Origin of the sequence: Actinomyces israelii, assembly GCF_030253495.1 — a bacterium.
GTDB classification, from domain to species: Bacteria; Actinomycetota; Actinomycetes; order Actinomycetales; family Actinomycetaceae; genus Actinomyces; species Actinomyces israelii.
In genome coordinates, this window is sequence record NZ_CP124548.1 from 2,193,398 (window position 1) to 2,207,902 (window position 14,505).

Genomic DNA, 14,505 nt, shown 5'->3' on the forward strand with positions numbered 1-14,505 from the left:
GGTCCCGGCGGAGCCGTCCTTCCCTCGAAATCAGTCGTCGGGCAGGTGCCGCGCGCCCGGCACGCGCCCCACCAGGAGGTAGGCGCACCACGCCCCCGCGATCCCTGCGAGCATGACGACGACCATGGGCGCGGCGCTGCGTCCGCCGCCCGAGCTCGCCAGCGGGGCCGAGGTCGCGTTGGCCAGCGCCTGGGCGACGCCCAGCAGCGCGCTCGCGGTCCCGGCGACGTGCCGCACCTCTCCCAGGGCGAGCGCGCTGGAGTTGCCGAAGACGAAGGCCTGAGCGACCATGACGAGCACGAAGCCGGCGCACAGCGGGACCAGGGCGACGTCGAGGAGGAGGACGCTGACCGCCACCGACGTCACGCCGACCGCGGAGACGGACAGGCCCAGGGCGATGAGGCGCCGGGGGCCGGCGCGGCGCACCAGGCGGGCGTTGAGGATGCTCAGCAGCATCTGGGCCCCGGCCGTGCAGGCGAAGAAGACGGAGAAGGCCATGGGGCTCAGCCCTTTGATCTCCTGGAGCACAAAGGACGAGGAGGAGATGTAGGCGAACATGGCGAAGCCGGAGAAGGCGGAGGTCAGCATGTACCCCAGGTAGCGGCGGTGGGCGAGGATGTCGCGGCTCCCCGATGCGAATCGCCCCCAGCCGCCGCTCAGCCGGCGCTCGGGAGGCAGGGACTCGGGCACCAGCGCAGCCGCCATGGCCGTCATGAACAGGCCGAATCCGACCAGGCACCAGAACACCGCCCGCCAGGTGGATACCGAGAGCACCGCGCCGCCGGCCACCGGGGCGATCATGGGCGCCAGGGCGCTGACGGCCATGAGGACCGACATCATGGAGGCCAGCCGGTCGCCGTGGGCGAGATCGACCAGGACCGCGCGCCCCACCACGGCCGCGACGCCGCCGCCCAGGCCCTGCAGGAGGCGCCCGGCCACGAGCACGCCGATGCCGGGGGCCAGCGCGCACACGACGGCGCCCAGGGTGCACAGCAGGCCGCCGACGACCACGGGCACCCGCCGTCCGCACCGGTCCGAGACCGTGCCGCCCACGACCTGCCCGGCCCCCATGCCGATGAAGAAGGCGGTCAGCGTCAGGCCCACCGCGGTCGCGCTCGTGGCCAGGTCGGCGGCCACGAGCGGGAAGGCGGGGCTGTACATGTCGGTGGCGAAGGGCGGCACCGCGTTCTGGACCGCCAGGGCGGCTATGAGTCCGACCGATACGGCCGCGGCGGGCCGGCGTGGCGGCGGCGCGTCCATCAGCGGGCCCCTGTGGGCACGGCGCCGGCCATGCGCCCGCCCTCGACGACGATGAGCCAGCGCGACAGGGTGCGCGCCCGTTTGAGGGCGTCGGCCGCGGCCCGCCCGGTCAGCTCGCTGCTCACGGCGGCTGTGGGCAGCACGGTGCAGATCTCGCCCGCGGTGACGGCGGGCTGCTCGGGCAAGGCCAGCTCGTCCAGGGCGGCGTCGTCGATCACGCCCAGCGGTGCGGGGCCGTCCGCCACCAGGACGACGGCGGCCCCCTCGCTGAGCGCGAAGCGGACCTGGGCGATGGTGGCGCTCGCCGGGAGCGTCGCCACCGGGCGCATGAGGGGGCGCAGGTCGACCCGTGCGGCAGCCCGCTCCCCGCGGCCGAGTCCGAGGACCCGCCACGACGTCGAGACGATCGGCCAGGCGACCATGACGGCCAGGATCAGGGAGAAGGAGTCCGGGCGCGAGCCGCGCAGCGCCAGCGGCTCCAGGACCCAGCGCCAGGCGATGGCGGCGACGACCACCAGCCCGCCGGCGGCGGCGACCCGCTCGCCCGCCTGCCTCCGTCCGGTGACCTGGGTGACCAGAGAGGCCAGGGCGTGCCCCCCGTCCAGCGGCAGGCCGGGCAGGGCGTTGAAGATCGCCAGGGCCAGATTCACCCAGGTCAGCGCCAGCACGACCACGCCGACCGGGACCGAGGTGACGGCGCCGCCGCGGAGCAGCGCGCCTCCCGCCGCCCACAGCGCGAGGTTCGCGGCCGGGCCCGCCAGGGAGGTGATGACGTCCTTCCAGGGCGCCCAGGCGCGGGCGGGACCGAAGCTCGTGCGGCCGCCCCACAGGTAGAGCTCGTAGTGCACGGGCCGTCGTCCCAGCAGGGTGCCCGCCAGGCCGTGGGAGAGCTCGTGGATGAGGATGCTCGCGCCCACACCCGCGACCGTGCCCACCACGGTCGCAAGTACCGTGACGAGGCCGGAGCCGGGCAGCGTGGAGGCCACCAGCGGGTACCAGGAGCCGGCGATGAGCAGGCCCAGCAGGAGCGAGGTCGGGGAGACGACGACGGGCGCGGCGCCGATCCGTCCGAGCACCCAGCCCTGGGGCGTGGAAGCAGATGACATGTGGGCGAGCCTATCCGCGATCGCCCGTGAACGGCCGTGTGTACATGTCGGCGCGACGCGGTAGGTTCCTCTCGTGAGCGAGCACGCCGTGTCATTAACCATGATGCCTTCCTCGGCGCCCGCGGGCTCCGAGTCCTCCGAACCGCTGGCGCAGGCCCGCGCGACCGGGCCCGGCGCGAGCCGCCCCCGTCGGGGCGGGCGGGCGGCGCTGTCGCCGTCGCGCGCCAAGGACTTCATGCAGTGCCCGCTCATGTTCCGCCTGCGCACGGTGGACCGGCTTCCCGACCCGGGCTCGCTGGCCACGCACAAGGGGACCCTCGTCCACGGCGTCCTGGAGCGCCTGTACGACCTGCCCGCGCGCGAGCGCACCCGCGAGGCGGCCCTCGCCATGCTGCCCTCCCAGTGGGAGGCGCACCGGGAGAAGAGCCCCGCCGTCATGGACCTGTTCGCCGACCCCGCCCAGATCGCCCCGTGGCTGGGCGAGGCCGAGGACCTCATCGGCGCCTACTTCCGCATGGAGAACCCCGTGCGCCTGGAGCCGGCCGAGCGCGAGCTCTTCGTCCAGGCCGAGACCCGGGACGGCCTGCTGCTGCGCGGCTTCGTGGACCGTCTCGACGTCGCCCCCGACGGGGCCATGCGCGTGGTGGACTACAAGACGGGCCGCTCCCCCGGGCCGCGCTTCCAGGCCGAGGCGCTGTTCCAGATGCGCTTCTACGCCCTGGTGCTGTGGCGCCTGCGCGGTCGGGCTCCGCGGCGCCTGCAGATGCTCTTCCTCAAGGACGGCCGCACCTTGACCCACGACCCCCACCTGGCCGAGCTGGAGACGGTCGAGACCAGGATCGCCCGCATCTGGGACGAGGTCGAGGGCTGCGCCACCGCCGGCGAGTTCGCCCCGAGGCGCTCCCGGCTGTGCGACTGGTGCGCCTTCCAGGCGCAGTGCCCGCTCTTCGGCGGGACCACTCCGCCGGTTCCCGAGGAGGGCCTGGCCCGGCTGCTCACCGCCCGTCGGCGGCCGGCGGGCTGAGACGACGCCACCTGGCCCATCACCGTGCGGAAATAACGCGACCGGCCGCGCGAGCGCTTACGGTTGTCCCTATGGAACACAGGAGGCTCGGCAGCACCGGGCTGCGAGTGTCATCGGTGGGGCTCGGCACGATGACCTGGGGCCGGGACACCGACGAGCTCGAGGCCAAGGAGCAGCTCGACGTCTTCCTCGACGCCGGCGGCACGCTCCTGGACACCGCCGCCTCCTTCTGCGAGGGGGTCTCCGAGGAGGTGATCGGCGGGCTGCTGGCCGAGCACGTCGACCGGCGCGACCTGGTCATCGTCTCCAAGGCCGGCGTGCGCAACTGGCGGACAGGGGCGCGCGGCACGGTCGCGGACGCCTCGCGCGGCACGCTGCTGGACACCCTCGACGACTCCCTGATCCGTCTGGGTACCGACCACCTCGACCTGTGGCTCGTCCAGCTCCCCGACACCACGACGCCGCTGGAGGAGACGGTCGACGCGCTGCGCACCGCCGTGGCCTCCGGTCGCACCCGCTACGTCGGGGTGTCGAACCACCCGGCCTGGGCGTCGGTGCACGCCGCCGACCTGCTGGCCTCGGGCGCGGCGGCCGCCGGCCCGGGCATGGCCGCGGTCGAGGTCGAGCACTCCCTGCTGTGCCGCGGCATCGAGCGCGAGCTCCTCCCGGCCTCCCGCGCGCTCGGCTTCGGCGTGCTCGGCTACGCCCCGCTGGGCCGCGGGGTCCTCACGGGCCGGTACCGGGCCGCCACCCCCCCGGACTCGCGCGGCGCGTCGCCGCACCTGAGGTCCTATGTGGCGCCCTATCTCGGCGAGTCCTGCGTCGGCGTGGTCGAGGCGGTGGCGACGGCCGCCACAGGGCTGGATCGCAAGCCGGTGGAGGTGGCCCTGGCGTGGGCCCGGGACGCGCCCGGAATCGCGGGCGCGATCGTGGGCGCGCGCACGCCCTCACAGCTGCGCGGGGCCCTGGCGAGCGAGGACCTCGTGCTGCCAACGCAGATCCGCCACGCCCTGGACGAGATCACCGCTATCAGCATGGGCTACCCCGAGCAGTTCTGAGCACGCCCGGGGCCGGCCCCGGGCCTCAGCCCCGCACCATGGACACGCGCCGGCCGTCCAGGTCCACCCAGCCCAGGGCCGGCGTGACGACGGCGTCGTCGCCCTCGGTGGGGCGCCCGCGGTTGTGCGGGCAGCGGCCGGCGCCTTTGGCCCCCACGAGGCCGATGAGCCCCCGGCGGGCAGGACGAGATCGTTGTCGGTCAGGACCGGCCCCGTTACCTTGCTGGTGGTCCTGGAGCACCAGGTAGGCGTTGGGGTCGAGCAGGCGCGAGACCATGACAAGGCGCAGGGACTGCCCCTGAGACCCGCCGCGCAGGAGGTCGCCGAAGCGGCCCGTGTCAGGCCGGGGGTCATACGGGCAGCTCGGTCTTGATCTCCTCGGCCATCCGCGGGCTGACCCCGAAACCGCCGCTCGGCGTCGCACCGGCGGTGGCGTCGTCGGCCTCGACGGTCATGTCGGTCGTCGTGAAGCTCTTCGGCAGAGCCTCGTAGAGCCTGGCGGTCCGCTTGGCGACGATGACACGGTCGGGGGCGGGCCCGGCGATCGCCTTGTCATCCGGCTCCTTCACGTTTCCCACGTCGGCGTACTTGTCGCTCTTGTACCGGGAGAGCGAGTCGGGGTAGGCCGAGTCCTGACGGCCAAGGCGCTTCTCGACCAATGCGCCCCCGAGAGAAAGAGCACACCCCGACGGCTCCGGCCGGCGGCGACGCGCACCGGACCCAGGACTGGACGCCGGTGCGCAAACGTTTGTATAGTCTCTGCGTCGCGACGCCCCGTGCGGACCATTCCGCCCCATCCCAACCCACGACGAGGTGGCCCATGTCCATGACGGACAGATTGTTCAGAATCGATGCCCGGCCAACCGGCACCATCCCCCTTCCCACGCAGCGCAAGCGCTGGCTGATGGAGTTCCTCAAGGTCTACTCGGTCCTCATCATCGTCTACGGCGGTTTCTACCTGCTGCGCACCAACTTCAAGTCCGCCCAGCCCTTCCTCGTCGATCAGATCGGCCTGACCACCACCCAGCTGGGCACCATCGGGTTCGCCTTCTCCCTGACCTACGGCTTCGGCGGCCTCATCCTCGGCTTCTTCATCGACGGGAGGAACACCAAGCGCGTCATCTCGGCCCTGCTCGTCGCCTCGGGAATCGCCTCGATCGGCATCGGCGCCGCCCTGGCCGCCATGCACAACCCGTACGGCGTCCTCATCCTCCTGTGGTCCCTCAACGGACTCTTCCAGGCGCCCGGCGGCCCCTGCTGCAACTCGACCATGAACCGCTGGACGCCGCGCCACCTGCGCGGCCGCTTCATCGGCTGGTGGAACAGCTCCCACAACCTCGGCGCCATGGCCGCCGGGGCGCTGGCCCTGTGGGGCGCGAACACCCTCTTCCACGGCAACGTCATCGGCATGTTCATCGTGCCCGCTGCCGTCGCCATCCCACTCGGCGTCTGGGGCTACTACTTCGGCAAGGACGATCCGAGCGAGCTGGGCTGGGAGCGCCCCGAGACCATCTTCGACGAGCCCGTCGCCAAGGCCGACGTCGTCACCGAGGACATCTCCAAGGGGCGGGTCCTCATGCAGTACGTCGTGAAGAACCCGGCCGTCTGGTTCCTGTGCGTCGCCAACGTCGCCGCCTACTGCGTGCGCATCGGCATCGACAACTGGAACGTCCTGTACACCCATGACGTCCTCGGCTTCTCCGACTACACCGCTGTCAACACCACCATCGCCCTGGAGATGGGCGGCCTGGCCGGCTCGCTGTGCTGGGGCTTCTTCTCCGACAAGCTCGGCGGCCGCCGCGCCGTCACCGCCGCGATCGGCATCGCCCTGGTCATCATCCCGATCATGATCTACGCCCACGCCACGAGCGAGGTCGTGGTCTACGGCGCCCTGTTCTGCATCGGCTTCCTCATCTTCGGCCCGGTCACGCTCATCGGCATCTGCGTCATCGGCTTCGCCCCGAAGACGGCCACCGTCGTCGTCAACGCCGTGCCGCGGGCCTTCGGCTACGTCTTCGGCGACTCCATGGCCAAGGTCCTGCTCGGCCGCATCGCCGATCCCACCAAGGACGGCCTGGTCATCGGCGGCTACACTCTTCACGGCTGGGGCTCGACCTTCACGGTGCTCATCGCCTCCGCCTGCGTCGGCCTCGCCTGCCTGATCGCCGTGGCGGTCCTGGAGGAGCGGATGCTGCGCGGCGACCGCGCATTCAACGAGCAGATGGCCGGCAACGCAGACAACGCAGACAGCATCGACAACGCCGAGGAGACTCCCGCATGAGCACCCCGCGCCTGACGGACCACGAGCTCGACACCCTGCTGAAGACCGCCCTGGAGGTCGTGAGGCAGGCCGCCGACATCGCCCGCCGCTCCGCGACCGACCTGGACGTGCAGGCCAAGTCGAGCCGCAACGACCTGGTGACCGCCGTCGACAAGTCCGTCGAGGCCCATGTCGCCCACGCGCTGCGGGAGGCCACGGGCTACCCCCTGCTCGGCGAGGAGGGGCACGCGGTCGAGTCCTTCTCCGGGCTCGTGTGGGTGCTCGACCCCATCGACGGCACCATGAACTACGTCGAGACCCACCGCGACTACGCCGTCTCACTGGCCCTGTGCGAGGACGGCGCCCCCGTCCTCGGTGTCGTCGCCGACGTCGAGGCGCGGCGCGTCTACACCGCCGTGGCGGGGGGCGGTGCGGCCTGCGACGGCGTGCCGCTCGCACCCGTCGGGGAGGGCCCCTCGCGCCACGACTGCGTCATCATCACCGACCTGAAGGAGATGCAGGCGCTGCCCCGTCTGGCCCAGTGCCTCCGGGAGTCCCGGGGTCATCGCCGGTACGGCTCGGCGGCCCTGGAGTGCGTCGAGGTCGCCGCCGGGCGCGCGGGCGCCTTCGTCCACATGTGGGTCTCCCCCTGGGACGTCGCGGCGGCGGCCCTCGTGTGCTCCGAGGCCGGCGTACGCTTCACCCGCCTGGACGGGACCCCGCTGGACGTGCGCCACAAGGGCTCCGTCCTGGTGGCGCCGCCGCGCACCCACGGCGAGCTGCTCCAGCGCCTCATGATCGACCCCGCCTGAGGACTCGGTCCGAGGCGCGGGTGGGGGCCGGGGCGCGCCGGCCCCCACCCGCGCGGCCGTCAGCGCCCGCCCCCGACCGCTCCGGTGGATCCTCTGACGACCATCCTGGTGGCGACCGAGCGGCGCTCGGGCTCCGCGCCGGAGGCGTCGTCCAGGCGCCGGGAGGCGTCGTCCAGGCGCCGGGAGGCGTCGTCCAGGCGCCGGGAGGCGAGCTCGACGGCGATGCGGGCGACCTCGGCGGGCCCTCTGTCGATGGAGGTCATGTTGAAGGCGCGCGAGGAGGCGATACGGGAGTTGTCGCACCCGGTCAGGGAGATGTCCCGGCCGGGCGTCCTGCCCGAGCGCAGGATCGCGACCATCGCCCCCTGGGCGCACTGGTCGTTGTAGCAGATCATGGCGGAGACGGACCCGTCGTGGGCCGATCCCCCCGGATCGAGCAGCCTGGAGGCGGCCCCGTAGCCGTCGTCGGCCCGTGCGCCCGCCGCGACGATCTCGTACTCCAGGGAGGCCCCGCCCGCCGCCTCGCGGAAGGCGGACCGGCGCTCGGCCGCCGACCGCCCCTCGGGTCCGTCGAGGTAGATGACGCGCCGGTGCCCGAGAGCGGCCAGGTGCTCCGCGATCTCGCGCATCCCACGGCGGTTGTCGCTCGTGACGAGATCGGCCCCGGCGACCGGGGCCTCCTGGCCGATGATCACCAGGTGCATGCCGATGTCGGCTCCGGCGACGCCGTCGATCGAGCCGGGGTCCACGACGATGGCGGCGCAGCAGCGCAGCTGGTTCAGGGCGCGGACGGCCCGCCTCGCGGACAGGCTCTCCCCGATGCTCTGAACGATCACGCGCAGCTCGCGCTCGTCCGCCTCCGCAAGAATCTTGTTGTGGTAGGTGAAGTGCAGCTCCTGGTCGAGCCGGCAGATGAGCCCGATGTTCCTGGGCCGGGCGGCCCGCAGGAGCGACCCGGCGAGATCGGCCTGGTAGCCGAGCCGGGCGGCCTCGCGCTCAATCCGCTCGCGGGTCCGCCTGCCGATGCGGGGGCTGCCGTTGAGCGCCCGCGACACGGTGCTCATCGACAGCCCCGTGACGCCGGCGATGTCCTTCAGCGTCGGGCGGCGCGCCGCCCCGTCGGCCATCACCGCGTCCTGCCCGTGCGACGGCGGGGCTCAGTCCTCGTCGTAGTCGTCGTACTCGTCGTCATCCTCGTCGTAGTCGTCCTCGTCCCCCTCGGAGTCGACGATGTCGAAGGGGAGCTCGATGCCGTAGGCGGTGAACAGCGCGTCGTCGTAGGTGAAGAAGGCGTCCTGGAGGGCGTTTTCGGCGGCGACTACGGCCGGCGACTCCTCGTCGCCGGTGACGGCCGCATCCAGATGCGCCTCGAAAGCGGCGATGAGTCGGTTGAGCGCGGACCGCGGGTCGTTCGTCATGAACTCATGCTACCGGCTCGCCAACCGAACGCGCACCGATCGGCCCTTCTCAGCCCTTCACCCCGAGGGCCTTGGCGATGTAGCCGAGGAAGAGGTCCTCGCCCTTCATACGGGCGGTCTCCTCCGGGCCGATGACGACGCGCACGCCGTCGCGCAGCACCTGGGAGGCGCCGCCGTCGGGGCCCAGCGGCAGGACCACGTGCTCCGGCTTGGGGGTGTAGACGGCCTCGGCGGCCCCGCCGGCGATGAGCGAGCGGATGTTGGCGGCGACGACCCCCGCGTGGGCCCGGGCGGCGTCGGCGCGCTTGGTCTCGCGCACGTCGGTGATGTCGCCGATGGCCCACACGCCTGGGTGGTCTACGACGCGCAGGTGGCTGTCGACGCGGATGGTGCCGTCGTAGTGGCGGATCTCGTCGTAGTCCTCGCCGAGGAAGCCGGTGGCGGCCGCCGAGCCGTAGGCGCGGAACCACATGTCGGCCTCCAGGCGCCGACCGGCCCTGGTCGTCACGCGGAACGGGGAGAGCACCCCCGGATCGACCGGCGGCAGGGCGACGAGCCGGTCCCCGGCGATGATCTCGACGTCGCGCTGCTTGAGCTGGAGGCGGATCGCCTCGCGCAGCTCCGGCTTGTAGTCGCGGGAGTGCAGGATGTCGGGCCCGGCCTCGAGGAGGACGACCTCCATCGCGGGGAAGGCGGAGGTGATCTCCCCGGTCAGCTCGATGCCGACCTCCCCGGCGCCGGCGACGAGGACCCGCCCGGCCTGCTCCAGGTTGGTGTGGGCGCGCTCGATGCGGGCCTTGGCGATGACCGAGGAGGACTCCAGGTGCTTGGCGGGGAAGGGGTAGGCGGTGCCGGTGGCCAGGACCAGGTGGTCGGCCTCGATGTCCCCCGCGCCCGCCACCGACACGGTGGTGCCCCTGACCGCCAGGACGGTGCCGTGGACGACCCGCCCGCGGGCCAGGAGACGGTCGTAGGGCAGGAAGATCCTCTCGGCCCACCTCCGGTCGACGGCGGCGCGCAGTGCGGCGGCGTGGTTGACGAAGGTGTCCTTCTGCTCGACGAGGGTGACCTCGGCGACGTCGTCGAGGGCCTTGGCGATGGCGATGCCGCCGTACCCGCCCCCGACAATGGTGACGCGCGTCATATTCGTCCTTCCGGTTCGCAGTGTTAACAGGTGGGATTGTCGGTCTGCTGGGCCGATGCGCCGAAACCGCCCACAGGCTGGTCCCGGGCCAGGCCGCGGCGCTTCAGGAGCGGCTCGATGCGCGGGTCGCGACCGCGGTACGCCCGGTAGGACACCAGCGGGTCGCGCGAGTCCCCGCGGGAGAGGAACTCGCGGCGCAGCCGCTCCCCGGCCCGGCGGTTCAGTCCCAGGTCGCCGTCGAGCGCCCCCTCGCCGTCCGTACGGAGCCACTCGGTGGTGTCGGCGTCCATGACCTCGCTCCAGATGTAGGAGTAGTAGCCCGCAGCGTAGCCGCCGGCGAAGATGTGGCTGAAGTAGGTGCTGCGGTAGCGCGGGGGGACGAGGGCGTCGTCGATGCCCTGCTCGGCCAGGGCGGCGTGCTCGAAGGCCGCGACCTGCTCGGCCTCGGCGGGACCCTGCCCGGGGCCCAGCGTGTGCCAGGCCTGGTCGAGCAGGGCCGCTCCGAGGTACTCGGTGGTGGCATAGCCCTCGCCGAAGGACCCCTGGCCCCGCAGCTGCTCGACGAGCTCGGCGGGCAGCGCCTCGCCGGTGTCCGCATGACGGGCGTAGGAGGCCAGGACCTCGGGGTGGAGCGCCCACTTCTCGTTGACCTGGCTGGGGAACTCGACGACGTCGCGGGGCACGGAGGTGCCCGAGGCGCTGGGCCACCGGGTGTCGGACAGCAGGCCGTGCAGGGCGTGGCCGAACTCGTGGAAGCAGGTGATGACCTCCTCCCAGGTCAGCAGCGTCGGCCCGCGGTCGGGCTTGTCGATGTTGGCGCAGTTGATGACGACGGGCCGCCGGCCCGTCAGGCGGGACTGGTCGACCAGGCTGTCCATCCAGGCGCCGCCCTGCTTGCCCTCCCGGGCGTAGTAGTCGCCCACGAACAGGCCCAGCAGCGGGGCGTCGGGACCGGCGCCGTCGTGCACCTCCCACACGCGCACGTCCGGGTCGTACATGCGGGCGGCGAGGTCGGGCCGCTCGCAGAAGGTGAGGCCGTACAGGCGGGCGGCGGCGTAGAAGACGCCCCGCTCGACAACGCTCCACAGCTCCAGGTAGGGGGCGAGGGTGGCGTCGTCCACTCCGAAGCGCTCCTTGCGCTCGGCCTCCTCGTAGCGGGGCCAGTCGGCCGGCCCGAAGGTCTCGCCGGGGCGGGTCGCCGGGTCGGCGGCCATGCGGGCCGCGTAGGTCTCGGCGTCGCGGCGGGCGTTCGCCATGGCGACGGGAGTCAGCCGGTGCAGCATCCCGGTCACCGCCTCGGTGGTGCCGGCCGCGGACTCGGCGGCGACGATGGCGGCGTGGTGGGGGTAGCCGAGCAGGGCGGCACGCTCGGCGCGCAGGCGGGCGATCTCGACGACCAGGGCGCGGGTGTCGTACTCGCCGCCCAGCCCGCGGCCCATGGCCCTGGCCAGCAGCGCGACGCGCGCGGCGTGCGGCTCGGTGGTCGCCAGCTCGGGGGTGGCGGTGAAGCCGGCGACGCCCGCGGCGTGCATGGCGTTGGCCGCCAGGGTTGCGAAGCGGGTCGTCAGGGTCGTCAGCCGGGAGTTGATCTCGCGCAGCCGGTCGGCGTCGGCGCCGGCCAGGGCGACGCCGTCGCGCTCGAAGGCCTCGACGGTCAGGCGGATGAGGCGGGCGGTCTCCTGGTCGATGGGCGCGCCGTCGGCGTTGACCGGCTCGGCGCCGGCCCGGTGCGCGGCGCGGACGATGTCGTCGAGGGCCCTGAAGCGCCGGTACAGGCGGGGGTCGAGGTCGTAGGCGTCGTTGTGCGCCGACAGCTCGGGGGCGAGGGCCTCCTCCAGCGCATCGAGGTCGGGGCAGTGCGTGGCCGAGGTGAGCGTCACCAGCACGGTGCTGACTCGGTCGAGCAGCTCCCCGGAGCGCTCGAGGGGCTCGATGGTGTTGGCGACCGTGGGCTCGGCCTCGTCGGCTGCCACGGCCTCCCACTCGGCGCGCTGGGCGGCCATGCCCGCGCGCATGGCCGGCTCGATGTCCTCGTGACGCACGGCGGCGAAGTCCGGCAGGCCGAGGTCGAGCGCCCAGGGGCGGGCGAAGGTGCTGGTGGCGGGCAGCGCGTCCGTCGCGGTGCCGGGGGGCTCAGTCATGAGCCCATCGTGCCATGAACCCGCGGGCCTCCCGCCCGCAGCGGGCCGCCGCCGGCCGGATCAGCGGCTCTCTCACGTCCCGCGCTCGTCGGAGACGAGGGAGACGATGAGCGCGCGCGTCGCGGCGTCCATCGCCCCGGTGCACTCCGTCCCGGAGGCGAGCTCGGTCCACCAGCCGTCGACGGCGAGCAGGCCGACGCGCTGGGCGGGGGTGAGGGTGAGGGGGTCGCCGATCCACTGGCGCTGGAACGAGCCCCAGGCGCGGTTCAGGCCGGCGGCCTCGGGGCGGCCCGAGATGAGGAAGGCGAGCTCGCCCGGCAGGAGGGCGCCCTCGAGGACGGAGACCGCCAGGGCGGTGACGCGCTCGGCGCGCGTGGCCGTCTCGAAGGGCTTGCCCAGGGCCTCCAGCGCCTCTGCCTTCCAGCGCGCCAGCAGGTCGGCGGCGATGCCCGCGATGAGGGCCTCGCGCGTGCGGAAGTGGTAGACGATCCCGCTCCGGGTGAGCCCGACCTGCTCGGCGAGGGCGTCGAAGGTGAGCCCGTCGACGCCCTTGCGCCCGATGATCGTCAGCGCGGCGGCGATGATGCGGGCGCGGTTGGACTGCCGCACGGCGCTCAGCGCTCCGCCGCCCGCTCGGCCGCCTCCCCGGCGGGCACGTGCCGCCAGGCCATGACGGCCGCGAACAGGAGGATCGCCGCGGCGACGACCGCCGTTGCCTGCATGGCGTGAGTGAAGGCGTGCTGAGCCTGAAGGAAGAACTCCGCCTGGGCGGCGTCGGCGCGGTCAATGGCGCCGGCCAGGGTGGCCAGGGACTGACGCGAGGCCCCGACGACGGACTCAGGCAGGGCGGAGCCGGCGTCGCCGGCGAGCGGCTCCAGGAGCAGGCGGTAGCCGACGTCCTGGACAGTGCCGAGCACGGCGATGCCCAGGGCGGCCCCGAGCTCCAGGCCGGTCTCGGAGATGGCGGAGGCCGCCCCCGCGCGGTCCGCGGGCACCGATCCCAGCACGGCGCCGGTGGCCACGGAGGCGGCGACGCCGATGCCCGCGCCGATCAGTACCAGCGCCCCGGCCAGGGCGAGGTACCCGGAGACGGACTCGGCGGTGGCCAGGGCCAGGAGCCCCGCGGCGGTGGCCGTCAGGCCGCCGGCACCGGCCCTCCCCTGGCCGAAGCGGGTCACGAGCCGCCCGACGACGGTGATGACGGCGATCGCGGCGATGGAGCCGGGCAGCTCCGCCAGGCCCGCCTGGAGGGCGGAGTACTCGCGCACGAGCTGGAGGTACTGGCTGAAGAAGTAGACCAGCCCGGACAGGGAGAAGATCGCTATGACGGAGATCAGGACCGCCCAGGTGAAGGCGGGGCGGGTGAAGAGCCCGACGTCGATGAGCGGGGTGGTCAGGAAGCGCTGGCGGCGCATGAAGACCCAGCCGAGGGCGAGCCCGACGACCAGGCTCACCAGCCCCGTAATGGTGAGCCCGTCATGGGCGAAAGACTTGACGGCGTAGACGATCGGGACGATGGAGCCCACGGACAGGGCGGCCGACAGCAGATCGACGGGCCCGCCGCGCTCGTTGCGGGACTCGGGCAGCAGCCACGCCCCGGTGGCGACCACGAGCACCATGACGGGGACGTTGATGAGGAAGACGCTGCCCCACCAGAAGTGCTCCAGCAACGCCCCGCCCACCAGGGGCCCCAGGGCCGTGCCGCCGGCGGTGCCCGCGGACCATATGGCGATGGCGGTGGTGCGGTGGCGGGCGTCGGGGAAGATGTTGCGCACCAGGGAGAGGGTCGAGGGCATGATGGCCGCCCCGCCGATGCCCAGGAGCGCGCGGACGGCGATGAGGGCGACGGCGCTGGGCGCGCAGGCCGCCAGGACGCTGGAGACGCCGAAGCCCGCGCTGCCGATGAGCAGGAGGCGGCGCCGCCCGATGCGGTCGGCGACATTGCCCATGGTCACCAGCAGCCCCGCCAGGGTGAAGGAGTAGACGTCGCCGATCCACAGCAGCTCACTGGCGCTGGGCGCAAGATCGGCGCTCAGCGAGGGGACGGCCAGGGACAGGACCGTGGAGTCGATGGCGAGCAGGACGACCGCCAGGGTGAGAACCGCCAGGGCGGCCCAGTCGCGGGCGCGGGGCGCGGACGCCGCATGCGGTGGACGCACGGTGGTGCCGAGGTCGCTCGTCATGCCCGCAATTTTACTGTACGTCAAGTACAGTTGCGGGTGTGGGACTCATCGCCCCTCCCGTGAGGCGGCCCGTCCCGGGCGCCCCCGGGAGGCGGGACG

At 73.1% G+C, this 14,505-nt stretch carries 14 protein-coding genes; 4 read left to right on the forward strand and 10 right to left on the reverse strand.

What is annotated here, in order from left to right; translation table 11 throughout:
* Positions 1-30: 30 nt before the first annotated feature.
* Both AIF0345_RS09060 and AIF0345_RS09065 read right to left on the reverse strand, forming a co-directional pair.
* Entirely contained in the window at positions 31-1,260 is a 1,230-nt protein-coding gene (locus tag AIF0345_RS09060) for a multidrug effflux MFS transporter (protein WP_285295948.1), read from the reverse strand.
* A complete protein-coding gene (locus AIF0345_RS09065; protein ID WP_285295949.1) occupies positions 1,260-2,366 on the reverse strand; it encodes a site-2 protease family protein in 1,107 nt (368 codons plus the stop codon). The genes AIF0345_RS09060 and AIF0345_RS09065 overlap by 1 nt, the downstream gene beginning before the upstream one ends.
* Positions 2,367-2,574: 208 nt before the next feature.
* On the opposite strand from AIF0345_RS09065, the gene AIF0345_RS09070 reads away from it, so the two are divergent.
* Together AIF0345_RS09070 and AIF0345_RS09075 are read left to right on the forward strand one after the other, a co-directional pair.
* Complete coding sequence (locus tag AIF0345_RS09070) at positions 2,575-3,390, forward strand: RecB family exonuclease (RefSeq protein ID WP_404976009.1); 816 nt, start codon at positions 2,575-2,577, stop codon at positions 3,388-3,390.
* Between the two features lie 71 nt (positions 3,391-3,461).
* The gene (locus AIF0345_RS09075) at positions 3,462-4,448 is read left to right on the forward strand and encodes an aldo/keto reductase (protein WP_043558029.1); all 987 of its coding nucleotides are present in this window, start codon (positions 3,462-3,464) and stop codon (positions 4,446-4,448) included.
* Between the two features lie 25 nt (positions 4,449-4,473).
* On the opposite strand, the gene AIF0345_RS09080 is transcribed toward AIF0345_RS09075, so the two are convergent.
* Both AIF0345_RS09080 and AIF0345_RS09085 read right to left on the reverse strand, forming a co-directional pair.
* Positions 4,474-4,725 carry a hypothetical protein gene (locus AIF0345_RS09080; RefSeq protein ID WP_285295951.1) on the reverse strand — a complete coding sequence of 84 codons (252 nt, stop codon included), beginning with the start codon at positions 4,723-4,725 and terminating at the stop codon, positions 4,474-4,476.
* Between the two features lie 73 nt (positions 4,726-4,798).
* Positions 4,799-5,107, reverse strand: a complete 309-nt coding sequence (locus tag AIF0345_RS09085) for a substrate-binding domain-containing protein (RefSeq protein WP_285295952.1) — start codon at positions 5,105-5,107, stop codon at positions 4,799-4,801.
* Between the two features lie 167 nt (positions 5,108-5,274).
* Here AIF0345_RS09085 and uhpT point away from each other — a divergent pair, with 167 nt between their 5' ends.
* Together uhpT and AIF0345_RS09095 are read left to right on the forward strand one after the other, a co-directional pair.
* Complete coding sequence (gene uhpT / locus AIF0345_RS09090) at positions 5,275-6,729, forward strand: hexose-6-phosphate:phosphate antiporter (protein ID WP_156966552.1); 1,455 nt, start codon at positions 5,275-5,277, stop codon at positions 6,727-6,729.
* Positions 6,726-7,520: an inositol monophosphatase family protein gene (locus AIF0345_RS09095; protein WP_043558033.1), complete on the forward strand. Its 795-nt coding sequence runs from the start codon at positions 6,726-6,728 to the stop codon at positions 7,518-7,520. Before uhpT ends, AIF0345_RS09095 begins: the two co-directional genes overlap by 4 nt.
* Before the next feature lie 59 nt (positions 7,521-7,579).
* Here the strand turns inward: AIF0345_RS09095 and AIF0345_RS09100 are convergent, their stop codons facing one another.
* The 6 genes from AIF0345_RS09100 to AIF0345_RS09125 all read right to left on the reverse strand — a co-directional run bounded on the left by AIF0345_RS09100 (position 7,580) and on the right by AIF0345_RS09125 (position 14,406).
* Entirely contained in the window at positions 7,580-8,647 is a 1,068-nt protein-coding gene (locus AIF0345_RS09100) for a LacI family DNA-binding transcriptional regulator (RefSeq protein ID WP_285295953.1), read from the reverse strand.
* 30 nt (positions 8,648-8,677) lie between these two features.
* On the reverse strand, positions 8,678-8,938 hold the full coding sequence (locus AIF0345_RS09105) for a DNA primase (protein ID WP_268916320.1): 261 nt from the start codon (positions 8,936-8,938) through the stop codon (positions 8,678-8,680).
* A 49-nt stretch (positions 8,939-8,987) separates the two neighbouring features.
* Positions 8,988-10,082, reverse strand: a complete 1,095-nt coding sequence (locus tag AIF0345_RS09110) for an FAD-dependent oxidoreductase (protein ID WP_285295954.1) — start codon at positions 10,080-10,082, stop codon at positions 8,988-8,990.
* A 23-nt stretch (positions 10,083-10,105) separates the two neighbouring features.
* Positions 10,106-12,223 carry a M3 family metallopeptidase gene (locus tag AIF0345_RS09115; protein ID WP_285295955.1) on the reverse strand — a complete coding sequence of 706 codons (2,118 nt, stop codon included), beginning with the start codon at positions 12,221-12,223 and terminating at the stop codon, positions 10,106-10,108.
* Between the two features lie 72 nt (positions 12,224-12,295).
* Positions 12,296-12,832 (reverse strand): TetR/AcrR family transcriptional regulator, encoded by a 537-nt coding sequence (locus AIF0345_RS09120; RefSeq protein WP_268916323.1) that lies wholly within the window; start codon positions 12,830-12,832, stop codon positions 12,296-12,298.
* Between the two features lie 5 nt (positions 12,833-12,837).
* Entirely contained in the window at positions 12,838-14,406 is a 1,569-nt protein-coding gene (locus tag AIF0345_RS09125) for an MFS transporter (RefSeq protein WP_285295956.1), read from the reverse strand.
* Between the last annotated feature and the right edge of the window lie 99 nt (positions 14,407-14,505).